This window comes from Corynebacterium faecium, from assembly GCF_027257105.1.
Classification (GTDB): Bacteria; Actinomycetota; Actinomycetes; order Mycobacteriales; family Mycobacteriaceae; genus Corynebacterium; species Corynebacterium lehmanniae.
In genome coordinates this window covers 96,524-120,318 of the sequence record NZ_JAPYJX010000008.1, presented here as the reverse complement: position 1 = coordinate 120,318, position 23,795 = coordinate 96,524, and the positions used below count along the sequence as shown (strand labels likewise).

The 23,795-nt window shown below is 65.9% G+C and carries 23 protein-coding genes; 14 read left to right on the top strand and 9 right to left on the bottom strand.

Going from position 1 to position 23,795, the window contains the following annotated elements; translation table 11 throughout:
• Positions 1–9 precede the first annotated feature (9 nt).
• On the top strand, positions 10–768 hold the full coding sequence (locus tag O5O53_RS10175) for a cyclase family protein (RefSeq protein WP_269511844.1): 759 nt from the start codon (positions 10–12) through the stop codon (positions 766–768).
• A gap of 30 nt (positions 769–798) precedes the next feature.
• Complete coding sequence (gene ligA, locus O5O53_RS10170; protein WP_269511843.1) at positions 799–2,826, top strand: NAD-dependent DNA ligase LigA; 2,028 nt, start codon at positions 799–801, stop codon at positions 2,824–2,826.
• On the opposite strand, the gene O5O53_RS10165 is transcribed toward ligA, so the two are convergent.
• The 4 genes from O5O53_RS10165 to O5O53_RS10150 are packed head-to-tail and all read right to left on the bottom strand — an operon-like array spanning position 2,771 to position 5,240.
• A complete protein-coding gene (locus O5O53_RS10165; RefSeq protein ID WP_269511842.1) occupies positions 2,771–3,049 on the bottom strand; it encodes a hypothetical protein in 279 nt (92 codons plus the stop codon). The genes ligA and O5O53_RS10165 overlap by 56 nt on opposite strands.
• Positions 3,046–4,059 carry a serine hydrolase domain-containing protein gene (locus tag O5O53_RS10160; protein WP_269511841.1) on the bottom strand — a complete coding sequence of 338 codons (1,014 nt, stop codon included), beginning with the start codon at positions 4,057–4,059 and terminating at the stop codon, positions 3,046–3,048. The genes O5O53_RS10165 and O5O53_RS10160 overlap by 4 nt, the downstream gene beginning before the upstream one ends.
• Entirely contained in the window at positions 4,059–4,523 is a 465-nt protein-coding gene (locus tag O5O53_RS10155; protein WP_269511840.1) for an ArsR/SmtB family transcription factor, read from the bottom strand. Before O5O53_RS10155 ends, O5O53_RS10160 begins: the two co-directional genes overlap by 1 nt.
• A gap of 51 nt (positions 4,524–4,574) precedes the next feature.
• Positions 4,575–5,240, bottom strand: a complete 666-nt coding sequence (locus tag O5O53_RS10150; RefSeq protein ID WP_269511839.1) for an ACT domain-containing protein — start codon at positions 5,238–5,240, stop codon at positions 4,575–4,577.
• 82 nt (positions 5,241–5,322) lie between these two features.
• Here O5O53_RS10150 and O5O53_RS10145 point away from each other — a divergent pair, with 82 nt between their 5' ends.
• The 6 genes from O5O53_RS10145 (at position 5,323) to O5O53_RS10120 (ending at position 11,169) form a co-directional block, all read left to right on the top strand.
• Entirely contained in the window at positions 5,323–6,462 is a 1,140-nt protein-coding gene (locus O5O53_RS10145; RefSeq protein WP_269511837.1) for a cytochrome P450, read from the top strand.
• Positions 6,463–6,529: 67 nt separating this feature from the next.
• Positions 6,530–6,829, top strand: a complete 300-nt coding sequence (gene gatC, locus O5O53_RS10140) for an Asp-tRNA(Asn)/Glu-tRNA(Gln) amidotransferase subunit GatC (RefSeq protein ID WP_070474874.1) — start codon at positions 6,530–6,532, stop codon at positions 6,827–6,829.
• Positions 6,830–6,835: 6 nt separating this feature from the next.
• A complete protein-coding gene (gene gatA, locus O5O53_RS10135) occupies positions 6,836–8,317 on the top strand; it encodes an Asp-tRNA(Asn)/Glu-tRNA(Gln) amidotransferase subunit GatA (RefSeq protein WP_269511836.1) in 1,482 nt (493 codons plus the stop codon).
• Positions 8,292–9,602 (top strand): MFS transporter, encoded by a 1,311-nt coding sequence (locus tag O5O53_RS10130; protein WP_269511834.1) that lies wholly within the window; start codon positions 8,292–8,294, stop codon positions 9,600–9,602. Before gatA ends, O5O53_RS10130 begins: the two co-directional genes overlap by 26 nt.
• Positions 9,603–9,612: 10 nt before the next feature.
• Complete coding sequence (locus O5O53_RS10125) at positions 9,613–10,644, top strand: 6-phosphofructokinase (protein WP_269511832.1); 1,032 nt, start codon at positions 9,613–9,615, stop codon at positions 10,642–10,644.
• Positions 10,645–11,169 (top strand): mismatch-specific DNA-glycosylase, encoded by a 525-nt coding sequence (locus tag O5O53_RS10120; RefSeq protein ID WP_269511830.1) that lies wholly within the window; start codon positions 10,645–10,647, stop codon positions 11,167–11,169.
• On the opposite strand, the gene O5O53_RS10115 is transcribed toward O5O53_RS10120, so the two are convergent.
• Together O5O53_RS10115 and O5O53_RS10110 are read right to left on the bottom strand one after the other, a co-directional pair.
• A complete protein-coding gene (locus tag O5O53_RS10115; RefSeq protein ID WP_269511828.1) occupies positions 11,127–11,930 on the bottom strand; it encodes a PrsW family glutamic-type intramembrane protease in 804 nt (267 codons plus the stop codon). The two genes, O5O53_RS10120 and O5O53_RS10115, sit on opposite strands and share 43 nt — an antisense overlap.
• Entirely contained in the window at positions 11,930–12,451 is a 522-nt protein-coding gene (locus O5O53_RS10110) for a hypothetical protein (protein ID WP_269511826.1), read from the bottom strand. The genes O5O53_RS10115 and O5O53_RS10110 overlap by 1 nt, the downstream gene beginning before the upstream one ends.
• A 76-nt stretch (positions 12,452–12,527) precedes the next feature.
• Here O5O53_RS10110 and O5O53_RS10105 point away from each other — a divergent pair, with 76 nt between their 5' ends.
• Positions 12,528–13,475, top strand: coding sequence for a GNAT family N-acetyltransferase (locus tag O5O53_RS10105; protein WP_269511824.1), 948 nt, complete (start codon positions 12,528–12,530; stop codon positions 13,473–13,475).
• A 36-nt stretch (positions 13,476–13,511) separates the two neighbouring features.
• Positions 13,512–15,014, top strand: a complete 1,503-nt coding sequence (gene gatB, locus O5O53_RS10100) for an Asp-tRNA(Asn)/Glu-tRNA(Gln) amidotransferase subunit GatB (protein ID WP_194560203.1) — start codon at positions 13,512–13,514, stop codon at positions 15,012–15,014.
• A 197-nt stretch (positions 15,015–15,211) separates the two neighbouring features.
• Here the strand turns inward: gatB and O5O53_RS10095 are convergent, their stop codons facing one another.
• Positions 15,212–16,615: a YkvI family membrane protein gene (locus O5O53_RS10095; protein WP_269511822.1), complete on the bottom strand. Its 1,404-nt coding sequence runs from the start codon at positions 16,613–16,615 to the stop codon at positions 15,212–15,214.
• A gap of 178 nt (positions 16,616–16,793) precedes the next feature.
• Here O5O53_RS10095 and O5O53_RS10090 point away from each other — a divergent pair, with 178 nt between their 5' ends.
• On the top strand, positions 16,794–17,654 hold the full coding sequence (locus O5O53_RS10090; protein WP_269511820.1) for a DoxX family protein: 861 nt from the start codon (positions 16,794–16,796) through the stop codon (positions 17,652–17,654).
• Here O5O53_RS10090 and ilvD read toward each other — a convergent pair whose 3' ends face one another.
• Positions 17,655–19,493, bottom strand: coding sequence for a dihydroxy-acid dehydratase (gene ilvD / locus O5O53_RS10085; RefSeq protein WP_269511818.1), 1,839 nt, complete (start codon positions 19,491–19,493; stop codon positions 17,655–17,657).
• Between the two features lie 5 nt (positions 19,494–19,498).
• Complete coding sequence (locus O5O53_RS10080) at positions 19,499–20,047, bottom strand: PH domain-containing protein (RefSeq protein WP_269511817.1); 549 nt, start codon at positions 20,045–20,047, stop codon at positions 19,499–19,501.
• Between the two features lie 242 nt (positions 20,048–20,289).
• Between O5O53_RS10080 and O5O53_RS10075 the strand changes: the two genes are divergently transcribed.
• From O5O53_RS10075 to ilvC, 3 genes are all read left to right on the top strand, one after another.
• Positions 20,290–22,152 carry an acetolactate synthase large subunit gene (locus O5O53_RS10075; protein ID WP_437177855.1) on the top strand — a complete coding sequence of 621 codons (1,863 nt, stop codon included), beginning with the start codon at positions 20,290–20,292 and terminating at the stop codon, positions 22,150–22,152.
• A 2-nt stretch (positions 22,153–22,154) separates the two neighbouring features.
• The gene (gene ilvN / locus O5O53_RS10070) at positions 22,155–22,673 is read left to right on the top strand and encodes an acetolactate synthase small subunit (RefSeq protein WP_181888292.1); all 519 of its coding nucleotides are present in this window, start codon (positions 22,155–22,157) and stop codon (positions 22,671–22,673) included.
• A gap of 73 nt (positions 22,674–22,746) precedes the next feature.
• Complete coding sequence (gene ilvC, locus O5O53_RS10065) at positions 22,747–23,763, top strand: ketol-acid reductoisomerase (protein WP_269511815.1); 1,017 nt, start codon at positions 22,747–22,749, stop codon at positions 23,761–23,763.
• Positions 23,764–23,795 lie beyond the last annotated feature (32 nt).

The window sequence follows — 23,795 nt, the reverse complement described above, 5'->3', positions numbered from 1 at the left end:
GTCAATTCCATGACAGAACTCAGCGAATGGCAGAAGCAGATCCTTAGCGCAAAGCGCGTGGATCTCTCACACGATGTCCACGCCGGTATCCCGCGCTTCCCAGCTTTCAACCCGATGACTGAACGGACAGTCAACACGATTGAAGAGCATCGCTTCTTCGCCAAGGAGTACACCCTGGCCACCCCGTATGGCACGCACATCGACGCGCCGGGCCACTTCGCCGCCGGAAAGCGGCTTGTCGATGCGATTGGTGCAGAGGAACTGATCCTACCGTTGTTCGTACTGCACCTGGAAGACTCGGTTGCGCAGAATCCTGACCACGGGGTGACCGTGGAAGACATCGAAGCCTTCGAAGCCGAGCACGGTGAAATCCCAGCCGGTAGCTTCGTTGCGTTCTCGAGCAATTGGCACAAACGCTGGGATGACCCGGACGCGTGGGATGACCCGGACGCGTTTGTAAACCACGACGACAACGGCGTGCAGCACACCCCGGGCTGGACCCTGGACGCGCTGAAGTTCCTAGTGGAGGAGCGCAACGTTTCAGCTATCGGCCACGAGACGCTGGACACGGATCCCGGTGTTGTTGCTGCCGAAACCGGCTTTTTGTACGGCGAGCTCTACGTACTCGAACAGAACATTTACCAGGTAGAGGTCATGACAAACCTCGACCAAGTTCCGGCCACCGGTGCCGTCATCGTCGTTGGGCCGCCGAAGATCCAGGGTGCGCCGAGCATCACCTCACGCGTGTTCGCCCTCTTCAACAACTAGGGATTCGCACTATCTCTACACTGGCTTGCCGTGAGTGAAATTTCCGCTGATCTGCACCGTGAATGGGACGAGCTGGCCGCTGAGGTCCGCAAGCACCGGGACCTGTACTACAACGGCCAGCCGGTGATCACCGACGGCGAGTTCGACGAGCTGTTCCGCCGCCTTCAGAAGTTGGAGGAGGATCACCCGGAGCTGGCGGTGCCGGACTCGCCCACGAAGGAGGTCGGCGCACCCGCCACCGACACCGCGTTCGCGGACGTTACCCACCCCGAGCGCATGATGAGCCTGGACAACGTCTTCAACGAAGACGAGATGCGCGAGTGGCTTACCAAGGCCCCCGGCCCGTACTTGACGGAGCTGAAGATCGACGGGCTATCCATCGACCTCGTCTACGAAAACGGCGAGCTGACCCGCGCGGCCACCCGCGGCGACGGCACCACCGGCGAGGACATCACCGCCAACGCCCGTGTGATCGAGGACATCCCGCAGAAGCTCACTGGCGACGCCCCGGCGTTCCTCGAGGTCCGCGGCGAAGTGTTCATCCGCCCCGAGGACTTCCCGGAGCTCAACGAGTTGCGCCAGAAGGAAGGCGGCAAGCCGTTTGCCAACCCGCGCAACACCGCGGCTGGTGGGCTGAGGCAGAAGAACCCGGAGGACGTCAAGAAGCGAAAGCTCCGCATGATTTGCCACGGCATCGGCGCGCGCGAGGGCTTCGCCCCGGAAAGCCAACACGAGGCCTACGAGAAACTCGCCGAGTGGGGCCTGCCGGTCAGCGAGTACACGCGCCGGGCCGAGACCGCCGATGAGGTCATCGAGGCGGTCAACTACTGGGGCGAGCACCGAAACGACGCCATCCACGAGATGGACGGCTTGGTGGTCAAGGTGGATTCCGTGGCCGAGCAGCGCGCCCTGGGCGCGACCTCGCGCGCGCCGCGGTGGGCGATCGCGTACAAGTACCCGCCGCAGGAGGTGACCACGAAGCTGCTCGACATCGAGGTCTCCGTCGGCCGCACGGGCCGCGCGACCCCGTTCGCGGTGTTGGAGCCGGTGTTCGTCTCCGGCTCGACAGTGTCCATGGCCACGCTGCACAACCAGCACGAGGTCAAGCGCAAGGGTGTGATGATCGGCGACACGGTGGTGGTGCGCAAGGCCGGCGAGATCATCCCGGAGGTGCTCGGGCCTGTGGCGGATCTTCGCGACGGCACCGAGCGCGAGTTCGTCTACCCCGAAAACTGCCCCGCCTGCGGCACGAAGCTCGCGCCCGCGAAGGAGGGTGACGCGGACTGGCGCTGCCCGAACACACGCTCGTGCCCGGCGCAGCTGGCCACGCGTTTGGAGTACATCGCCTCGCGCGGCGCGTTCGACATCGAGGCGCTGGGGGAGAAGGGCGCGCAGGACCTCATCGCCTCCGGGGTGCTGGAGGACGAGGCGAAACTGTTCGACCTCACCGAGGAGGACCTGAAAAAGTCCAGCGTGTACACCCGCAAGGACGGCGAGGTCAACGCCTCCGGCAAGAAGCTTCTGGCCAACCTGGAAACCGCGCGGCACGCCGACCTGTGGCGCGTCATCGTGGCGCTATCCATCCGTCACGTCGGCCCCACCGCGGCCCGCGCGCTCGCGTCGCGCTTCCACTCGATGCAATCGCTTATCGACGCCCCCGTGGCCGACCTCGCCGACACCGACGGCGTGGGCGACGTGATCGCCGAGAGCTTCAAAGAATGGTTCACCGTGGACTGGCACCAGAACATCGTGGACAGTTGGGCCGCGGCCGGTGTGACCATGGAGTCCGCCGAGGAGGACCGCGCCCCGCAGACGCTGGAAGGGCTGACCATCGTCGCCACCGGCACGTTGGAGGGCTTCACCCGCGATGAAATCAAGGAAGCCATCTTGTCGCGCGGCGGCAAGGCGGCCGGTTCGGTGTCGAAGAAGACCGACTACGTGGTCGTGGGCGAAAACGCCGGTTCGAAGGCCGCGAAGGCGGAGGAGCTGGGCCGGCCCATCCTTACCGAGGCGCAATTTGTGCAGCTGCTCGAGGGCGGCCCCGACGCGCTTGCGTAAGGCGCGCGGCGCTCAGGCCGATCAGTGCAGCCGCCCAGACGGCGAGGGCCCACCACAGCCAGATGGGGAACTGGCCGTTCCAGTTCACGCCGAATGAGAGCAACCACACCACGGCTGCGGAGATCACCGCGTTGACGAGGGCGTAACTGAGGCCCTTGGCGTTCCGCACGGCGCTGAAAGTCGCGGACGCAAGGAGCAGCAGAATCATGACGAGTGCGATCATCGGGTTTCCTCCATGAGATCGATGCCGAGCGCGTCCACCCAGGCGTCTGTGTCGCCCGCGACAAACGCGGCGCGGCTGTGGTCGGTGCGCTCGGGGTCCCAGACCAACATGGTCCGAAAACCGCCGGTGCCGCCGTTGTGGAACGTGATTTCTTCACCGTCTTCGTCGAGGCTGGCCCAGCCGTAGTCGGGCACACCGTGCGAGGACACCCATTCCACGTACTTCGCCATGTCGGCAGCAGTGGAGCGGATCGCGCCGGCCGGGGCCCAGCCGTCCATGTCCCACGGGCCGGCGGGGTGCCCGTTGGCGGCCAGGCCTGTCGGTGCTTCGTCGACGGTGCCCGGTAGCGCCACGTAGGTCGACGTCATGCCGGCGGGCTCGAAGATTCGGGTACGCAGCAACTCGTCGTAGGGCACGCCGGCATGCTTGGCAAGCAGTTGGCCGAGCAGCGCGTGGCCGTAGTTCGAGTACTGTTCTTCGCCGCGGTTGTTCAGCTCGGCGGCACCGGCGGCCTCGAGGATGTCCTGCGGAGTGTCGCGCCGGTAGGGGTTGCCGCCGTCTCGGATGTTGGCCGCGAACATGTCCGCGAGGCTCAGACTTTCGGTGGAGGCGAGCCCGGAGGTGTGGTTGAGCAGCTCCTCGATGGTGACATCGGCGACGGGGGCGGAGGGGACGTCGATAAGCTCCTGCACCTTGGTGTCCAGGCTGAGCTCGCCGGCGTCGATGAATTGGCGGACCAGCTCCGCGTTGAATGTTTTGGTGATCGAGCCGATTTCGAATTCGGTGTGCTCGTCGGCGCCGAGGCCGCCGAAGCGGGCCTCTCCGTCGTCATAGGTGAAGGCGGCGAGGTTGTGGTGGCCGTTTTCCGAGAAGCTTTCGAGGGCGGAGGAGATCTCGGTATCGCCAGTGTGCTCGGAGGCCACGGAAATCTCACGGGGGCCGGTGGAGAGCATCAACGCGGCGGCGAGGACGGCGGAGATTCCTCCGGTGGCAATGTTGGTAGCGCGCATCAGTGGTCCTCTCCGGCGATCACGATCGCCATCAGTGGGATGACGCGGGCCGGGGGAATCTCAAACATCCCGCCCTGCTTGCGCACCCAGCCGGCGGCCTGCAGCTCCTTCAGGTGGTGGTACGCGGTGCCGGTGGAGGAGACCAGCTCAGATTCGACCAGCTCCGTGACACTCGCTGGTGCGGCTAAGAGGTGGCGCAGGATGGCGCCGCGGACGGGGTGCGCGAGCGCGGCGATGCGGTCCATCGCGTCGTCCCACGGTTGGTCTGCTATCAAGGCTGCGGGGCGGATCCACTCGTACGAGTAGGTGCCGGTCGGAAGCTCCACGTCGCCTTTGAAGGTCACTGTGCCGTGGTGCGTTTTGTCGTCGGAAGCGGGGAAAGTAGTGGGTTCCAGCGATGCCGTCTGTTCGAGCGCGGTAACGCGAGCTTCTAGGTCAGAGAGGCGCGTTTCAATCGGTTGCATGGTTTCCAGAATTACAGAATTCTAGAAAGTGTGCAACGGTGTGGATTGCGGCTACCGCAGCATCGCGCCGGTGATACAGCCGAGGTCGCCAATCTCGCGCACCTCGGAGGCGAGGAAATCCGGTCCGCCCACACGGCCGACCACCAGCACCATGTCGGTGCCCGGCAGGGGAGTGATGGTGAGCGAAGTGCCGAGCTGGAACCAGGACTCCGGGGCCCAGCCGTCGAAGTCCGGCTGGAGGATGCGCGCGGCCTCGATGGGCGGCATCTTTGGGTGCGACCCGTCGTCCTCCGGCGCGGCGGGGGAGGCGGCGGCGCGGGTAAGGCCGTCGTCAGTGGCGTGCAGCACCACGGCCCAAGAGGAGGTCACGGCGCTCGGCATGACGTTGACCAGCTCGCTGAGGCGGTCCTCGACGCTGCCGGACTGGGCCGCGATCTGGGCGAGCATCTGAATCTGTCCGCGGCGGTCCACACGGCCGGTGAACGGGCGGATTGAATCCACCTCCGCGCCGTCGACAGAGGAGACGGCGGTGATCAAGGTGTCCACCATCACGCCGGTGGGCAGCGTGACCACGATGTCGTCGGTCACGGTGCCGTCGGTGGAGGTCTCCACGATGTCCACGGAGTTGATGTCGGCGTCGACCATGCCGAACGCCTCGGCGAGCTGACCAAGGCTGCCAGGGACGTCCGGGAGGGAAACGCGGATGAGGTACGACATGGCCTTATTTATAGCAATTCGGCACACCGGCAGCGGGTGTACGGTCGAATTCGCAGCAGTCTTCTAACTAAGGAGGAACACAATGAGCGGCACCGAAATCACGCAGACCACACTCGCCGGCGCCGAGCCCCGCGCGGTCGGAGACGCGTTGCTTCGCGACGGCGCGAAGTTGGCTCGCGACGGCAAGGAGGTCGTCGTCACGGGCAACGCTCTCGCCCGCGAAGTGGCGGAGAACCCGGAACAGTTCTCGTCGGGTGTGTCGCGATTTTTGCAGTTGCCCAACGGTCTCGACGGCGAAAAGCACACCGAGATGCGTGCGTTGATCGACCGTTACCTCGCGGCGGAGGAGGTCGATCAGCTCGCTCCGATGTTCCGAAAGATCGCGCGTCAGTTGGCAGAAGAAGCGCTGTCGAACGGCAGGGTCGACGCCGTCGGCGACTTGGGCGCCCAGTATGCGGTCCGCGCGATGACCGCCTGGCTTGGATGGCCAAGCGAACTCGACGACACCCTCATTGCGTGGGTGGCCGACAACAACGCGGCAACGCGGTCCGGCGAACTCGAGCGCACAGCGGCGGTCGCCGAGCGTTTCGACGACATCATTCGCTCCGTCGTGCAGCCCCTTCAGAACAGCCCCGACGATTCGGTCACCTCGCGCCTTGTCCACGACGAGAGTCTCGGTCGGCGTCTGGAATTCGAGGAAGTGGTCTCGGTGCTGCGCAACTGGACTGCGGGGGATTTGAGCTCGATGGCCTACTGCATCGGGGTTGTGCTCGAAGCGCTGATCGAACGCCCCCAGCTCCAGGACCGCCTCGCAGGCGGCGTTTCGCAAAAGGAGTTCACTGCGATTGCCGACGAAATCCTGCGCGCCGACTCGCCGTTTGTGAGCAACCGGCGAGTGACCACGTGCCCGGTGTCGCTCGACGGGCACGATCTGCCCGAAGGCCAAAGGGTGCGCATCCACTGGACAGCGGCAAACCGCGACCCGGAAACGTTTGCAGACCCGGACGGCTTCGAACCGGAGACGAACGCCGACGAGAACCTGGTCTGGGGCGCCGGGCCGCACGCTTGCCCTGGCAAGACGTTGTCCATCGTTGAGCTTCAAGCATTCACCGAGGAACTCCTCGCAGTGGCGGAGCTATCCAGCGCCGGACAAGGCGAACGGGAGGTTCACCCTGTGGGCGGCTGGGCTTCGCTGCCAGTGCGCCTCACCGCTCGCGGGTGAGCGAATTGCGTTGACGTAAGATAAGGCGCGTCATACGCAACCCACGCGATGTGGAAGGGATTGGACTGTGGCTGAGATTTCACGCGACGAGGTGTCGCGCATCGCACGCCTGGCGCGAATCGCGCTGAAGGACGAGGAGCTGGACGACATTGCCCAGCAGCTGGACACGATCGTGGACGCGGTCTCGAAGGTGCAGAGTGTGGACACTGAAGGTGTTACGCCGATGAGCCACCCGCACTCCATCGACGCAGGTATGCGCGAGGACGTGGAGAAGAAGACGCTGACGCAGGCCGAGGCACTGGACCAGGCACCGGCCGTGGAAGACGATCGCTTCGTGGTTCCGCAGATTCTCGGAGAGGGAGACTAGAAGGAAATGACGCAGTACACGATTCCGGCCGAGGGTCTCGTCGCAAAGCCAGCGCACGAGCTCGCCGCAATGATCCAGTCCGGCGAAGTCACCTCCCGCGAGGTCACCCAAGCCTTCCTCGACCGCATCGCTGAGGTCGACGGCGATCTCGGTGCCTTCCTGCACGTCGGCGCCGAGGAGGCGCTCGCGGCTGCGGACAAGGTGGACGAGCAGGTGAAAAGCGGCGAGGAGCCGGCCTCCAAACTTGCAGGCGTGCCGCTGGCTCTGAAGGACCTGCTGGTCACCACCGACGCGCCGACCACCGCCGCCTCGAAGATGCTCGAGGGCTACATGAGCCCGTACGACGCCACCGTGGTGGCCAAGCTGCGCGCCGCCGGCATCCCGATTCTGGGCAAGACCAACCTGGACGAGTTCGCCATGGGCTCGTCCACGGAGAACTCCGCCTACAAGCAGACGAAGAACCCGCACGATCCTCAGCGCGTGCCGGGCGGCTCCGGCGGCGGCACCGCGGCGGCGCTCGCGTCCGGTGAGGCTCCGCTTGGCATCGGCACCGACACCGGCGGTTCCATCCGCCAGCCGGCATCCCTGACCGGCACCGTTGGTGTGAAGCCGACCTACGGCGGCGTGTCGCGCTACGGCGTGATCGCCTGTGCGTCGTCGCTCGACCAGGTGGGCCCGTGCGCGAACAACGTGCTGGATACCGCGCTTTTGCACGAGATCATCGGCGGCCACGACGAGTTCGACGCCACCTCCGTGGACCGCGAGGTGCCGGCGTGTGCCGACGCCGCACGCGAAGGCGCGAAGGGCGACCTCAAGGGCGTGAAGATCGGCCGCGTGAAACAGTTCGAGCGCCCCGGCACGCAGGACGGCGTGAAGGACGCCATTGATAAGGCTTACGCGCAGCTTGAGGCACAGGGCGCGGAGATCGTCGAGGTGGACTGCCCGAGCTTTGAAGACGTGATGGGCGCGTACTACCTGATCCAGACCTCCGAGGTCAGCTCCAACCTCGCGCGCTTCGACGGCATGCGCTACGGCCAGCGCGTCGGCGACGACGGCAGCCGCTCCGCCGAGGAAGTCATGGCCGCCACCCGCGGCGAGGGCTTCGGCGCTGAGGTCAAGCGCCGCATCATCCTGGGCACCTACGCGCTGTCCGTGGGCTACTACGACGCCTACTACCTGCAGGCGCAGCGCGTGCGCACCCTGGTGGCGCAGGACTTTGCCAAGGCATTCGAGTTTTGCGACGTCATCGCCGCCCCGGCCGCTCCCACCACCGCGTTCAAGCTGGGCGACAAGGTGGACGACCCGCTGGCGATGTACAACTTCGACCTGTTCACCCTGCCGCTGAACCTGGCCGGCCTGCCCGGCATGTCGGTGCCGGCGGGCGAGGCTTCCGACACCAACCTGCCGGTGGGCCTGCAGCTGATCGCCCCGGCCTTCGAGGACGCGCGCTTGTACCGCGTGGGTGCCGCTTTTGAAGCCGGCCGTTAATCCCTGGAGTACCCTCGCAGCCCTGGCTGCGGGGTATTTTCTTGTCCTGATCGATCAGGGCTTCATGCCCGTGATCACGCCGCTTTTGCCTTTCGACGTCGGATCCGCCGTGTGGCTGACCAGCATCTACCTGCTGTGCACAGTGGCCCCGATGCCGGCCACGGGCAAACTCGGCGACGCCTTCGGGCAACGCCGCGTCTTCCTCATCGGCCTGGCCATCTATGTGGCCGCCCTGGTGCTCGCCGGCGCATCGTGGTCCTTCGGCTCGCTGGTAGTGGCACGCGGACTGCAGGGTCTGGGCGCCGCGGTGTTTTTGCCGCAGGCGTTTGGGCTGATCCCGCGGGTGTTCGGAGAAGACACACAAGGCCGGGCGTTTGCAGCCTGGGGCGTGATCGGCTCGGTGGCGTCGCTGATCGGCCCGGTGGTCGGCGGGACGGTGGCGGAAAGCTTTGGCTGGCGTGCCGCGTTTTTCGCGCAAGCCGCGCTTGGTGCGCTGGCGCTGCTCGCCGGGCTGATCGCGTTGCCGCGGCTGCCGCGCAGCAACGAGCGGGTGACGCTGTTGCCTGTGGTGCTTTCCTTCGGCGGATTGGGGCTGCTTGTCTACGGCATTCAGTTCGGCCAGTGGCCGTCGATCCTCTTGGGCGCGCTGCTGATCGGCGTGTTGGTGCTCTCGGCCCGCAACGGCACCGACAACGGGTTCCTGCCCGTGGAGCTCATGCTGAACCGCTCGTTTGCGCTCGGCGCGATGGGCGTGGCTGCGATGGGCTTTACCGTGGCGTCGATGTTCATCCCGCTGATGTATTGGCTGCAAACCGTGGCTGACGCTTCGCCGACGGCATCCGGTGCTGTGACCGCACCCATGTCCGTGTTCGCGCTCGTGCTCACCCCGGTTGCCGGGTACCTGACGGACCGCCGCGACCCGGGCAAGCTGTGCGCCGCGGGCTTTAGCGTTTCCGCGGCGGGGCTGGCACTTGCGATCGCTCTGATTCACACCGGGGCGGGCGCGTGGTGGTTTACCGCCGTGACCTCGCTGTTGGGAATCGGCGGGGCGTTCGTGTGGGCGCCCAATGCGGCGGTGACCATGCGCGGTGTCCCCGAGCACGAAACCGGCGCGGCTTCCGGGCTGTACAACACCGCCCGCCAGGTTGGCTCCGTCCTCGGCGTGGCGCTGGTGGGCATGGTGCTGGCTTCCGGCGCCATCGAATCCACCGCCGGCTGGGCGCTTGCGCTGCCGTGCGCTGCGATGCTGATCGGCGCGGTGTCGTCGCTTCGGCTTCGCGGGTAGCCTGGCAGCTATGCGACTTGCCACTTTGACCTCCGGCGGCGACTGCCCCGGCCTCAACGCCGTCATCCGCGGCATCGTCCGCACCGCCAACACGGAGTACGGCTCCACCGTCGTGGGCTACCGCGACGGCTGGGTGGGACTGATGGAGGATCGTCGCGTCGACCTTTACGACGACGCCTATATGGACTCCCTCCTCCTGCGCGGCGGCACCGTGCTGGGCACCGGCCGCCTGCACCCGGACAAGTTCAAGGCCGGACTGGACCAGATCAAGGCCAACATCGACGACGCCGGGGTGGACGCCTTGATCGCGATTGGCGGCGAGGGCACGCTCAAGGGCGCGAAGTGGCTTTCCGACAACGGCATCCCGGTTGTCGGCGTCCCCAAGACCATCGACAACGACGTCGCCGCGACCGACTACACCTTCGGCTTCGACACCGCCGTGTCCGTGGCCACCGACGCCATCGACCGGCTGCACACCACGGCCGAGTCCCACAACCGCATCCTCATCGTCGAGGTCATGGGCCGCCACGTCGGCTGGATCGCGCTGCACGCCGGCATGGCCGGCGGCGCGCACTACACCGTGATCCCAGAGGAGCCGTTCGACATCGCCGAGATCTGCAAGGCCATGGAGCGCCGCTTCCAGATGGGGGAGAAGTACGGCATCATCGTCGTCGCCGAGGGCGCGACGCCTAAGGAAGGCACCATGGACGCCGGGCTGGGCGAGGAAGACGAGTTCGGCCACAAGACCTTCAACGGCATGGGCCAAATCATCGGCGACGAGGTGAAGAAGCGCTTGGGCTACGACGTGCGCACCACCGTGCTCGGCCACACCCAGCGAGGCGGCACGCCAACCGCCTACGACCGCGTGCTGGCCACCCGCTACGGCGTCCACGCCGCCCGCGCCGCCCACGAGGGCAACTTCGGCTCCTGCGTGGCGCTGCACGGCGAGGACATCGAACTCGTGGCGCTCGAGGACGCCGTAGCGCACCTCAAGACCGTGCCGGAGCGCCGCTACACCACCGCGAAGGCCATGTTCACGTAGATGCACGACCGTATCCCGGACCCCTGCCGCTTGCTCATTGTCGGCATCAACCCCGGCCGCCTCACCGAGGAGGTGGACGCGCCGTTCGCGTTCCCGGGTAACCGCTTCTGGCCGGCGCTCGAGGCCGCGGGCATCACGCCCTACCGCGTCCACGCCAACGAGGGGCTGTCCGACAAGGACGCGGCCATGCTCGCCGAGCTCGGCATCGGGTTCACCAATCTGGTGAACCGCATGACGCCGAAGGCGTCCGACCTGACCAAGGCGGAGTTGGTTGAGGGAGGCGAGGTCGTGCGGAGTGTCGTCGAGAAGCATCAGCCCACTGCCGTCATGTTCGCAGGCATCGGGGCGTACCGCGATGCCTATCGACGACCAAAGGCCACCCGCGGCCTCCAGCCCGAGACCCTCGCCGGAGTGCCGGTGTGGGTGGTGGGCAACCCCAGCGGGCTCAACGCGCACGAGACCGTGGCCACGCTCGCCGAGAGCTACCGGGAGGTCTGGGCGGCGACAGCGCGGGAGCGGCGGTAGAGCCAGATCAACAGCACCCACAGCAAGATCGTGACCGCGATCGAGCCGAAGAGACTCGCGACGCCGGGGAGCTCTTTGGAGGCGTTGAACGCCCCGTGGATCGCGGCGGCGAGGAGGAACCAACCGATGAGCCGCGACACGCGCCAGCCGAGAGGCTGATCGGTGCGGCACAGGAATTGGCCGAGGCCCCACGCCGCCAGCCCGGTGTAGACAGCGTGCGCGAACGGGCCCGTGACAACCAGCATGACCATGGACGCGACACCGTCGAAGTACTCGGACTGCAGATCTAGCGCCGCCGCGATCGCGGAATTGTTCACGGTCTCGGCGACGGTGTATCCCGCGCCGACGGCCATGCCGACCACCGCCGACTCGACCGGTCGGCGCACCGGCGCGAAAGCGGCGATGACAAGGAACGCAGCCAGCAGCTTGGCCGTCTCCTCCGGAATCGAGGAAAATAGGTACGCCACCACGTCCGGCAGGTCAGCGGTGCTGGAGAGATAGGCGGTGTTGACCGGTGGGAGGACGCCGCCGAGGGCCGGACCCGCCAGCAGGCTGGCGGGCAGCCACCATGGAGTCTTCGGCCGTCCGGGGTGGCGGCGCAAAAGTAGCCATGCCGCCGCGAGGGAGATAAGGACGAATGCCGCCGCCGCAGCGCCGAACGTGGGCGTCCACGGCACCTGGGTGAGTGCGTAGACGAACCGTCCCACGCCCGCGAGGATTGCCAGGCCAACGATGCCTTGGAGAATGAAGCTCTTTTGCATTAGCGGGCCTCCTCTGTGACAAGACGCTCGACGATCTCTTCGCCGGCGGCATAAAACGTTGCGACATACACCGTGAGGTCGCCGCGTTCGACGGCGGCGACGGAAATGTCGTTGCGGTGCACCGCGTACACCCCGGGCGCGGGGCGCTCGAGCTCGTCCGTGTCAATCCGCTCGCCGTTTGAGGCCTGCCAGTACATGCGCGTGACCGCGTTGGCGCGCTCCGCCTCGTCAGTCACGGTGTAGTCGGTGCGCAGCTGGATTGTCGTGCCGTCGCAGTCCCACCTCCACGTGCCTTTGCCGTCATCCGCACTGTCGTTCGCAAAAGTCTGGGTGCACTGCAGGGGTGCGCCGTTTGCGTCGCGCAGCGTGACGCCAGCCGCCGCGACCTCGGATGTTTCGGGCTCGCCTCCCTCCGCCGCCGCTTGGGCCACGAATGGTGCCGCCAAGATGAGTGCTCCGGCCGCCACGATCCCTATGGTGCCGGTGCGGGTGTTTTTGTCAGAAAAATCGGGGAAATTCACTTGAGCCAGCATAGGGAAACCCTCTCTCGGTTGCAGCGGGGGCCTATATGTGCCGGGATGCAGTAGCGTTTCCCGCATGACGCTGCTTGAACAGATGGCGCGCGCGTACGAGACGTGGATGCCGCTTCAGCTTCGCGAGTGGTACACCGCAGACGAGCGACGTGAGCTCGCGGTGCAGGAGATGCGCCCGCAGGCCGAGCACACTGCAAACGCGGAGTTTGGCGCCGGCTTCCGCGACCACCTGCAACCTCTCAGCGGGCCGGACGTGCCCGACCCGCTGGCGTGGGCGAACCGGCGCGTGGAGTTTGCGGACGGTAACTGGTGCATCGCCGGGATCCGCTTCCTGGGGCTGGACCCGCGCAAGCCGTTCGTGCACGTTGTCGCGACCTCCGTGCCACCGCAGCACGACCGTCTAGGCACGTACGCCGTGCAGCTGCACCACAAATTCGCGGACTTCGGCCCGCTGGCCATCCGTTTCGAGCTGCCGAACCCGCCCGAGGACGCGGACATTGACCAGTGGATCATCGCCGGGCTCGTCTCCGAGCTGCGGCAGAAACCGCGCCGTCCGCAGCACGAACGCGTCCGCCTCACCCCGGCAGACCCCTCTGAGACGGCACCATATGCCGATGAGGTGCTCGGCAACGTCGCAAGTCAACGGCCCGAAGTGCGCACCTGGACGGAGGCCGCGACCCTGGAGCAGCTGCAAAGCTGCGCGGAGACCGGTGCGCTGTGCGCGATCGAGGTAGACGGGCAGCGCGCGGGCATCATCGCGGCGGCCCGCGACGATGCAAACGGCATGCGCGGCTTCCAGGTCTACGAGTTTCTCCTCGACGACAATGCCCGCGGTCGCGGCCTCGCACCCGTGGCGATGCAGTTGCTTTGCGACGTCCTGCCGGCCCACACCGGTGACACGTTGTGGGGGACGGTGCACGTGGGCAATGGGCCGTCGATAGGCAATGCGCTCGCTGTTGGCCGCGAGAAGACGGCTGCATTTGTGTGGGTGCAGAGACGGGGCGAGCTGTAGCGCGGGGGCGCGGGGCGGGGCAGTAGACTGATGCGCATGACTGCGTACGACCTGATGGATTACGACGAAGTACTCGAAAAGTACGACCCCGTGATGGGCCTTGAGGTGCACGTCGAGCTCGCCACCGAGACGAAGATGTTTTCCACCTCCTCCGCCCACTTCGGCGCGGAGCCGAACACGAACATCGACCCGGTCTCGCTCGGGCTTCCCGGTGCGCTGCCGGTGGTCAACGCCAAGGGCGTGGAGTGGGCCATCAAGATCGGCCTGGCGCTGAACTGCAAGATCGCCGAGTCCTCGCGGTTCGCGCGCAAGAACTACTTCTACCCGGATCAGCCGAAGAACTACCAGATCTCCCAGTACGACGAGCCGATCGCCTACGACGGCTACCTGGACGTCGTGCTCGAGGACGGCACCGAGTGGCGCGTGGAAATCGAGCGCGCGCACATGGAGGAAGACACCGGCAAGCTCACCCACCTAGGCTCCGCCTCCGGCCGCATCACCGGCGCCACCGCGTCGCTGGTGGACTGCAACCGCGCGGGCATCCCGCTGATCGAGATCGTGACCAAGCCGATCATCGGCGCCGGCGAGCGCGCCCCAGAGGTGGCTAAGGCCTACGTCGGCGCACTGCGCGAGCTGGTCAAGGCCCTCGGCGTCTCCGACGCGCGCATGGACCAGGGCAGCATGCGTTGCGACGCCAACGTGTCCCTGCGACCGGTTGGCCAGGAAGAATTCGGCACCCGCACCGAGACGAAGAACATCAACTCCCTGAAGTCCGTCGAGCAGGCCGTGCGCTTTGAGATGCAGCGCCAGGCCGCGGTCCTGCAGGACGGCGGGGAAGTGGTGCAGGAGACCCGCCACTACCAGGAGAAGGACGGCTCCACCTCCAAGGGCCGCCCGAAGGAAGAGGCGAGCGACTACCGCTACTTCAACGACCCGGATCTTCCGCCGGTGATTGCGAAGCCGGAGTGGGTCGAGGAGATCCGCGCAACCCTGCCGGAGCTGCCGTGGGTGCGCCGCGCGCGCATCCAGGAGGAGTGGCAGCTGCCGGAGAAGGAGTTCCGCGACCTGGTCAACGCCGGTGCGCTCGACCTGATCGTGGACACCGTCGAAGCCGGTGCGACGCCGGATGAGGCCCGCGCTTGGTGGGTGTCCTACATCAACGGCAAGGCCAACGAGGCCGGCAAGGACCTCGACGCCCTCGGCGTCACCCCGGCCGATGTCGCCCGCGTGGTGGAGCTGGTCAAGGAAGGCAAGCTGACCACCAAGCTGGGCCGCCAGGCCATCGACGGCGTCATCGCCGGTGAGGGTTCCGTCGACGAGGTCGTCGCCGCCCGCGGCCTGGAGGTTGTGCGCGATGACGGCGCGATTGAAAAGGCCGTCGACGAGGCGCTGGCCGCCAACCCGGACATCGTGGAGAAGTACCGCGCCGGCAACAAGAAGGTCACCGGCGCCATCGTCGGCGCCGTGATGAAGGCGACCCAGGGCAAGGCCGACCCGGGCCAGGTCAACCAGCTCATCGCGAAGAAGCTCGCGGAATAGAGCTCGACTGCACTAGCCCACCACGAAACCGGCTACCTAGAACCGGCTACCACACGAAATATTTGCTGGTAGCCGGGTGTAGGTAGCCGGTTTTCGCGTCGTTGCCGCGGGATCCCGACGATTCCGAGGCGCCACGCAAAACCCCGACCAACAAACGTTGGCCGGGGCGGAGCTGGACGTCGTAAAGCGAAACGCGCTTACTTGTCCTCGGGCTTGACGGCGGGGAACTCGCCGGTCTTGTACATCTCCTCGTACGCCTCCCAGTGGATCTTCTCGTCCGGGGAATCCGGGGCGCCAGCGTAGGAGTCGGACTCGGGGTCGAGCGCCGGGACGGTCTTGATGTCGAAGTCGCTGGAGGAGTCGGCGTGCATGTCAGCCGCCACTTCCTCCTGCACGGACTGCCACAGCTCCTTGCCGCCGACGTTGGAGTCGGAGGTCAGCGAGTCGACCTCGCTGCGCTCCGCGCCGGTGAGATCCGAGCTCCCGGGGTCCAGCTGGCTGCCGGCGAGCTCGGCGAGACGCTCGCGGCGGCCGGTCTCGTCCTGGATGTTCTTGCGGTCGCGGAACCAGGCGACGCCCATGACGATGCCCAGCACCAAGCCCAGGTAGCCCAGGACCGGGTAGACCCAGCCGACCAGGTCGGCGAAGCCGATGAAGGACAGCGCGAAGCCGACCAGCACCACGATGCCGTAGTAGACGCGGAACTTGCCCGGCTTGTCGTTGCTCAGGCGGCGGCCGAGCGCGTAGAAGAGGCCGACGGCGGTGTTGTAGATCATCAGGTAGATCACGATGGACACGAACACGCCAACGGTCGGGTGCATGGTGTCGAAGACCTTCAGCAGCGGCAGGTCGGCGTCCATGACGTTTTCCATGTTGCAGAACAGGATGAACACCAGGATCATCAGCAGCACCGCGAACATGATGCCGCCGAGCAGGCCGCCCTTGCCGGTCTGCGCCGGGTTCATGTGGGAGCCGGCGAAGACCAGCATCATGGAGGTGTCCATGATCATCACCAGCGTGGCGTAGTTCAGCGCGGTGATCAGCCAGTTGTCGAAGGTGCCGGAGGCGTGCTGGTTGGTCTGGGCGATCTCGTTGATGTAGCTGAAATCGTCCGGGATGTTCGTCAGCGTGATCACGAATGCGCCGAGCAGGCAGATGATCAGCAGCGGCGTGATAAAGGAGATCACGCTGGTGAGACGGTCAACGTCGAGCAGACCGGACAGCAGAAGCAGCACGACCATGATGACGGAGCCGACCCAGGTGGGGAAGCCGAACTGTTGCTCCAGGTTGGCGCCTGCGCCGGCGACCATGACAAAGCCGATGCAGAACAACGTGAACATGGTGGTGATGTCCATGTACTTGGCCAGCCACGGTCTGGACACGCTGCGGAAGACCACACTGTGGTTGTCTGCCAGGTAGTAGGAGCCGAGCTGGTAGACCCAGCCGCTGAACACAGCGATGGCGGTGCCGGCCACCGCGGCGCCGAGGATGCCCCAGTAACCGAATGACAGGAAGTACTGGATCACCTCCTGGCCGGATGCGAAGCCCGCGCCGACAGTGAGGCCCACAAGCGCAAGGGCGATTTTAAAGGTTTTACCCATAATTTTCCTCAATGAAATCTAGAAAAAGAGCGGAGCCGAGGGTAACACCATTACCAGGCCATTGCTAGCCGACGCCCACAGGTTCCCACTGTCAACAGCGCAGCGCACAGGCTCGGATTTGCTGTTTCAACGGCGCGTTACCAAGGATCAGGCAGCGCTTTCGCATACATTTGTTGGCATGGCTAACAACCCACGTGACCTCACCCCCAACGAGCAAAACGACCTGACAAACCTGGATTCTCCCGAGGTGCCGGAGTACACCGGCGACGCGAGGAGCGCCTCGGACGGCCTGTACACCCGCACGGGCAAGGCCGCCCCGACGGAGATTTTCCCGCGCGGCGAACAGGCGGACGGGCCGCTGATCCCGCAGTCTCCGGAGACCACCTCGTTTGCGGGCACCTCTGAAACGGTGGCTGTGAACCGCGAGCCGGATTACACCGCTGCGGCACCTACGTACGCAACCGACACCACGGAGCCGGTCTACGCAGAGACGGCCGAGCCGGTCGTGGTGGAGGACGAGACCCGCCGCGGCACCACGGACTTCGGCCTGTTTTTGATGCGCCTGTTCCTCGGCGCGTTTTTGATCATCGACTCTGTGGGCACCTTCTTCCGCCTCGGCGGCAACGAGGGCATCTCCGGCCTGGAGAGCGCCTTCGCGGATTACCCGTACGGCTCCGGCCTGGCCGTTGTCGTGCCCACCCTGGAGCTGGCCGCCGGCGTGTTCCTGGTGCTGGGTCTGCTCACCCCGGTTGCGGCGCTGGTCGCCATCGCCGTGACCGGCTTCATGGCGCTGCACGCGTTCACTGAACAGTCCGACGGCTTCAACGTCTTCGCCTGGACCCCGGAGACCTGGGTGCCGGTCATGCTTCTGGCCGCGTCCCTGGTTGTGCAGTTCACCGGCCCGGGCCGCTACGGCGTCGACGCGTCGCGCGGCTGGGCCAAGCGCCCGCTGGTCTCCAGCTGGATCTGCGCGCTGCTCGGCCTCGCGGCAGCCGGGCTGATGTGGTGGTTCGGCACCGGCATCAACCCGGTCGCCTAGTTAGTCCACCTGGCGCACGGCGCCCTTGTCGGCGCTGGTGGCCATCTTCGCGTACGCACGCAAAGCCTTCGACACCTCACGGACGCGGTTCGGCGTCCAGGGGTTGTCGGAGGCTTCCATCGTTTCGCGGCGCTTTTCCAGCTCCGCCTCGTCCACGTCGAGTTTCAGCTCGCGGTTGGACACGGAGATGGAGATTGTGTCGCCGTCTTCGATCAGGCCGATCAGGCCGCCGGCCGCAGCCTCGGGGGAGATGTGGCCGATGGAAAGCCCGGAGGTGCCGCCGGAGAAGCGCCCGTCCGTGATCAGGGCGCACTTCTTGCCCAGGCCTGCGCCCTTGAGGAAGGACGTCGGGTGCAGCATCTCCTGCATGCCCGGCCCGCCGGCGGGGCCCTCGTAGCGGATGACCACAACCTCGCCCTCGAGCACCTCGCGGTTGAGGATCATCGAAACGGCCTGCTCCTGCGAGTCCACCACGTGTGCGGGGCCGGTAAACTCCCACAAGCCTTCTTCCACGCCGGCGGTCTTCAAAATCGCGCCGTCGGGTGCGAGGTTGCCACGCAGCACCACCAGGCCGCCGTCGGAGGTGAAGGGGTGGTCGACGTCGTGGATGACGCCGTTCGCCGCGTCCGTGTCCAGCTCGGCCCAGCGCGCGCTCTGGGAGAACGCCTTCGTGGTGCGCTCGCCGCCGGGGGCGGCGTGGTACAGCTCCAGCGCCTCCTCGGTCGCGGCGCCTCCGCGGATGTCCCAGTCGGAGAGCCATTCGCTTAACGACGGATACACGATCGAGTGCACATCCGTATGCAGCAAACCTGCGCGGTTGAGCTCGCCCAGAATCGCCGGGATGCCGCCGGCGCGGTGGACGTCCTCGACGTGGGCCTCGCCGTTCGGCGCCACCTTGGACAGGCACGGGATCTGGTGGGACAGATCGTCGATGTCGTGCAAGTCGAAGTCGATGCCGCCCTCTTGGGCCGCGGCGAGGATGTGCAGGATGGTGTTGGTGGAGCCACCCATGGCCATGTCCAGAGCCATGGCGTTGCGGAAGGCGTGGACGTTGGCCACGTTGCGCGGCAGGACGGATTCGTCGCCCTGGCCGTAGTAGCGCTCGCACAGCTCCATGACGGTGCGGCCGGCCTTTTCAAACAGTTCGCGGCGCGCGGTGTGGGTGGCGAGGGTGGTGCCGTTGCCCGGCAGGGACAGGCCGAGCGCCTCGGTCAGGCAGTTCATGGAGTTGGCGGTGAACATGCCGGAGCAAGAACCGCAGGTGGGGCAGGCGTTGTTGGCGATGGAGTCGAGCTCGTCGTCGGAGACACCGTCGTTGGCGGATAGCGCGATCGCGTCGATGAGGTCGGACTTCGGCTTGGTCACCCCGCCGACGGAGAACGCCTTGCCAGCCTCCATGGGGCCACCGGAGACGAACACGGCCGGGATGTTCAGGCGCATCGCGGCGTTGAGCATGCCCGGGGTGATCTTGTCGCAGTTGGAGATGCACACCATGGCGTCCACGGTGTGGGCGTTGACCATGTACTCCACCGAGTCGGTGATGATCTCGCGCGACGGCAGGGAGTACAGCATGCCGGAGTGCCCCATGGCGATGCCGTCGTCGACGGCGATGGTGTTGAACTCCTTGGGCACGCCGCCGGCGGCGCGCACGGCTTCCGCGACGATGTCGCCGACCTCTTTCAGGTGCACGTGCCCCGGCACGAACTGGGTGTAGGAGTTCACGATGGCCACGATCGGCTTGCCAAACTCGTTTTCGCCGGTGCCGGTGGCGCGCCACAGTGCGCGGGCACCTGCGGCCTGGCGGCCGATGGTGGTGACGCGTGAGCGAAGTGGGATCACGGAATTTACTCCTTATTATCTGGGGAAGTCTTAGGCGCGGACGGGCGCGGGCCCGGCAGGTCCGGGTGCTCGGCAACGTAGGCGTCGTACTCCTCGCGGGAAAGCAGCACCTTGTGGCCGCCCTTGTCGATGATTTCGTACTTGCCGTCGGCGGCCTCCTGGGCGGCGGTGATCACGTCGGTGATGCGGCCGTTGGAGGCCTCGGCAAGTTCGGGAAGCGAGTTGAAGGTCACGCCGGGCAGCGGGTGCTCCGTGCCGTCGACAGTGACGGCATGAACAGCAGAACCTTTGAACGCGAGGCCTTTCAGGTCGCGCCACGGCAGGGTGACGTTCTTGCGAACTAGATACTTGGCGGTGATGCCGCGCTCGTCCACGGTGGTGGAGGAGGCGAGTACCCAGGCCAGCCAGACGGCGGGGAAGATCAGTAGCCAGGCCAGGTACTTCGGCGCCCAGAGGATGCCCATCAGGGCGATGCCGGTGGCAAGCACGATGGCGAGGATGTGTTCGCGCGTCGGCTTGAAAACGTGCTGGGTGTGCTCCGGCGTGTCAGTCATAGTTGGGGATGGTAGTCACCTTTGGAACGTCGATAGGCAATAGCCCGCAATTTAAATACTTGAATAAAAACTCCCGCGGAGTTGCCTGTGCCACTACAGTTTTGAATCGTGATCAACGAGCGACTTGTAATTATTCTCTCCCGACGGCGCTTGCCGTAGCGGGTGCGTTTTACACGCCGCTGACACACCAAGCGCCCTCGAGAGCAGACGCTCGCCGGGGGCTTTTGTTGTATGAGATCGCGATGACAAGCAGAGTCGAGCTAACAAGGAGCCTTCACGTGGCAGCTTCAGAGAAAAGAAAGCCCGAACGCATGACGGGTGCGGACGCCGTCGTGCGCAGCCTCGAGGAACTGGGCACCGAGATCGTATTCGGTCTGCCCGGTGGTGCAGTGCTCCCGCTTTACGACGCGCTGTTTCGCGCCGAGAAACTCCGCCACGTGCTCGTGCGCCACGAGCAAGGCGCAGGCCACGCCGCGGAAGGCTACGCGGTCGCCTCCGGAAACGTGGGTGTGTGCATCGCCACCTCCGGCCCGGGCGCGACCAACCTGGTCACCCCGATCGCGGACGCCTACCTGGACTCGGTGCCGCTGGTGGCGATCACCGGCCAGGTCGGCTCGCCGCTGCTGGGCACCGACGCGTTCCAGGAGGCGGACATCCGCGGCGTGACCATGCCGATTACCAAGCACAACCTCATGGTGGCGAAGGCAGAGGAGATCCCCAGCGCGATCGCAGCGGCCTTCCATATCGCTTCCACCGGCCGCCCCGGCCCGGTGCTGGTGGACATCCCGAAGGACGTGCAAAACGCCGAGATCGAATTCACGTGGCCGCCGAAGGTGGACCTGCCGGGGTACAAGCCGAACACGAAGCCGCACAACCGCCAGATCGCGCAGGCGGCGAAGATGATTGCCAAGGCGAAGCGCCCCGTGCTCTACATCGGCGGCGGCGTGGTCAAGGCGAACGCGCACAAGCAGCTGGCCAAGTTTGTGAAGGTCACCGGCATCCCGGTGGTGACCACCCTGATGGCGCTCGGGACGTTCCCGCACGACCACCCGCTCTACCTGGGCATGCCCGGTATGCACGGCACCGTGCCGGCGGTGGGGGCGTTCCAGGAGTCCGACCTGCTCATCGCGATCGGCGCGCGTTTCGACGACCGCGTCACCGGCGACACAGAGACCTTCGCCCCGCACGCGAAAGTCATCCACGCCGACATCGACCCGGCCGAGGTGGGCAAGATCCGCCCGGTGGACGTGCCCATCGTCGGCGACGCCAAGCGTGTGCTGTCCGAACTGACCGACTACTTCGAAGAAAAGGACAAGGTTAAGGCGCCGAGCATCAAACCGTGGATCAAACGCTTGACGGATTTGAAGGAACGCTTCCCGCGCGGCTACGAGCCGCACACCGACGGCACGCTGGCACCGCAGTACGTGCTGGAGACGCTGTCCAAGACCGCCGGGTCTGACGCGATCTACGTCTCGGGCGTGGGCCAGCACCAGATGTGGGCCGCCCAGTTCATCGATTACGACAAGCCGCGCCACTGGATCAATTCCGGCGGCGCCGGCACGATGGGCTTTTCCATCCCGGCCGCGATGGGCGCGAAAGCGGCGATGCCGGATAAAGAGGTCTGGGCCATCGACGGCGACGGCTGTTTCCAGATGACCAACCAGGAGCTCACCACCGCCGCCCTCGAGGGGTTCCCGATCAAGGTGGCCCTGATCAACAACGGCAACCTGGGCATGGTGCGCCAGTGGCAGACCCTGTTCTACGACGGGCACTATTCGCACACCAAGCTCGGCGGCGAGGTCTACGTCCCGGACTTTGTGAAGTTGTCCGAGGCGCTCGGCGCGGTGTCGTTCCGCGTCACGTCCGCCGACGAGGTGGAAGAGGCGATCCAGCGCGCCCGCGAGATCAACGACCGCCCGGTGGTGGTCGAGTTCGTTGTCGGCGAGGACGCGCAGGTGTGGCCGATGATCGCGGCGGGCACCTCCAACTCCGACATCGAGTACGCGCGCGGCATGCGCCCGTTCTTCGGCGAGGAGGAGTCTGCGGCGGAGTCGCCGGAGACCATCAACGACACCATCGAAGCGCTCGACCAGGAGGGAAACTAACCATGGCACAGCCCGAACCGATCACCCGCCACACGCTGTCGGTGCTCGTCGACGACGTCGACGGCATCATCACCCGCGTCACCGCGCTGTTTACCCGCCGCGGCTACAACCTGGTCTCCCTCGTCTCCGCAAAGACGGCGAAGGAGGGCATCAACCGCCTCACCGTCGTCGTCGACGCCACGCCGCACTCCGTCGAGCAGATCACCAAGCAGCTGTACAAGCTCATCCAGGTGCACAAGGTGCTCGAGCTTGACGACGCCACGTCGGTTGGCCGCCAGCTGCTCCTGGTGAAGGTCAACGCGGACAACCTGACCCGCCCGCAGGTGGTGGACGCCGCCAACCTATTCCGCGCCCGCGTGATCGACGTGGCGGTGGACTCCGTAATCATCGAGGCCACGGGCAACTCCGCCAAGCTCAAAGCGTTTCTTGAGGTGATGGACTCCTTCGGCATCCGCGAATTGGCGCGCTCCGGATCGGTGGCGCTCTCGCGCGGCGCAAAAACGATGGCAAAGTCCGAGTAAATCTTAAAAACCCGGGACGGTTGTGTCATAATGTGAAATGACCGTCTCACAGAATGAAGGAAGTGACGTACACATGGCAATCGACGTGCTCTACGACAACGACGCAGACCTGTCCCTGATCCAGGCGAAGAAGGTCGCCATCATCGGCTACGGCTCCCAGGGCCACGCGCACGCGCAGAACCTGCGCGAGTCCGGTGTCGAGGTGGTCGTCGGCCTGCGCGAAGGCTCCAAGTCCGCCGACAAGGCGCGCGAAGCCGGCTTCGAGGTCAAGACCAACGCGGAGGCCGCCGAGTGGGCCGACGTGATCATGCTGCTGGCCCCGGACACCTCCCAGGCCAAGATCTTCACCGAAGACATCGAGCCGAACCTCAAGGCTGGCGACGCGCTGTTCTTCGGCCACGGCCTGAACATCCACTTCGAACTGATCACACCGGCGGACAACATCACCGTCGCCATGGTCGCGCCGAAGGGCCCGGGCCACCTGGTCCGCCGCACGTTCGTCGACGGCAAGGGCGTGCCGGCGCTGATCGCTGTGGAGCAGGACCCGCAGGGCAACGGCAAGGAGCTCGCGCTGTCATACGCCGCGGCAATCGGCGGCGCCCGCGCGGGCGTCATCCCGACCACCTTCGAAGCGGAGACCGTTACCGACCTGTTCGGCGAGCAGGCCGTGCTCTGCGGCGGCCTGGAGAGCCTGATTATGTCGGGCTTCGAGGTGCTCACCGAGGCCGGCTACGAGCCCGAGATGGCCTACTTCGAGTGCCTGCACGAGATGAAGCTGATCGTGGATCTGATCTACGAAGGCGGCCTGGCCAACATGAACTACTCCATCTCCGACACTGCGGAGTTTGGCGGCTACCTGTCTGGCCCGCGCATCATCGACGAAGGTGCGAAGGACCGCATGCGCGAGGTGCTCAAGGACATTCAGTCCGGCAGCTTCACCAAGCGCCTCGTCGCCAACGTCGAAGGCGGCAACAAGGAGCTCGAGGGGCTGCGCGACAAGCTGTCCCAGCACCCAATTGAGAAGACAGGTGAAGAGCTGCGTGACATGATGAGCTGGGTGAAGAACCCGCTCACCGATACCGCCCGCTAAACCAGCAGCGCAAACGCGGCGGAGGCCTTAGG

What these genes read in the sequence shown, in the direction of transcription:
- O5O53_RS10160 (WP_269511841.1), bottom strand. Translation starts at nt 4,059, where the DNA reads ATGCGCGCTACCAACATTGCCACCGGAGGAATCTCCGCCGTCCTCGCC.
- O5O53_RS10150 (WP_269511839.1), bottom strand. Translation starts at nt 5,240, where the DNA reads ATGTCGTACCTCATCCGCGTTTCCCTCCCGGACGTCCCTGGCAGCCTT.
- O5O53_RS10095 (WP_269511822.1), bottom strand. Translation starts at nt 16,615, where the DNA reads ATGGGTAAAACCTTTAAAATCGCCCTTGCGCTTGTGGGCCTCACTGTC.
- O5O53_RS10080 (WP_269511817.1), bottom strand. Translation starts at nt 20,047, where the DNA reads ATGACTGACACGCCGGAGCACACCCAGCACGTTTTCAAGCCGACGCGC.
- ilvN (WP_181888292.1), top strand. Translation starts at nt 22,155, where the DNA reads ATGGCACAGCCCGAACCGATCACCCGCCACACGCTGTCGGTGCTCGTC.
- O5O53_RS10165 (WP_269511842.1), bottom strand. Translation starts at nt 3,049, where the DNA reads ATGATCGCACTCGTCATGATTCTGCTGCTCCTTGCGTCCGCGACTTTC.
- O5O53_RS10075 (WP_437177855.1), top strand. Translation starts at nt 20,290, where the DNA reads ATGACAAGCAGAGTCGAGCTAACAAGGAGCCTTCACGTGGCAGCTTCA.
- ilvC (WP_269511815.1), top strand. Translation starts at nt 22,747, where the DNA reads ATGGCAATCGACGTGCTCTACGACAACGACGCAGACCTGTCCCTGATC.
- gatA (WP_269511836.1), top strand. Translation starts at nt 6,836, where the DNA reads ATGACGCAGTACACGATTCCGGCCGAGGGTCTCGTCGCAAAGCCAGCG.
- O5O53_RS10105 (WP_269511824.1), top strand. Translation starts at nt 12,528, where the DNA reads ATGACGCTGCTTGAACAGATGGCGCGCGCGTACGAGACGTGGATGCCG.
- O5O53_RS10090 (WP_269511820.1), top strand. Translation starts at nt 16,794, where the DNA reads ATGGCTAACAACCCACGTGACCTCACCCCCAACGAGCAAAACGACCTG.
- O5O53_RS10175 (WP_269511844.1), top strand. Translation starts at nt 10, where the DNA reads ATGACAGAACTCAGCGAATGGCAGAAGCAGATCCTTAGCGCAAAGCGC.
- O5O53_RS10115 (WP_269511828.1), bottom strand. Translation starts at nt 11,930, where the DNA reads ATGCAAAAGAGCTTCATTCTCCAAGGCATCGTTGGCCTGGCAATCCTC.
- O5O53_RS10125 (WP_269511832.1), top strand. Translation starts at nt 9,613, where the DNA reads ATGCGACTTGCCACTTTGACCTCCGGCGGCGACTGCCCCGGCCTCAAC.
- O5O53_RS10155 (WP_269511840.1), bottom strand. Translation starts at nt 4,523, where the DNA reads ATGCAACCGATTGAAACGCGCCTCTCTGACCTAGAAGCTCGCGTTACC.
- gatB (WP_194560203.1), top strand. Translation starts at nt 13,512, where the DNA reads ATGACTGCGTACGACCTGATGGATTACGACGAAGTACTCGAAAAGTAC.
- O5O53_RS10120 (WP_269511830.1), top strand. Translation starts at nt 10,645, where the DNA reads ATGCACGACCGTATCCCGGACCCCTGCCGCTTGCTCATTGTCGGCATC.
- O5O53_RS10145 (WP_269511837.1), top strand. Translation starts at nt 5,323, where the DNA reads ATGAGCGGCACCGAAATCACGCAGACCACACTCGCCGGCGCCGAGCCC.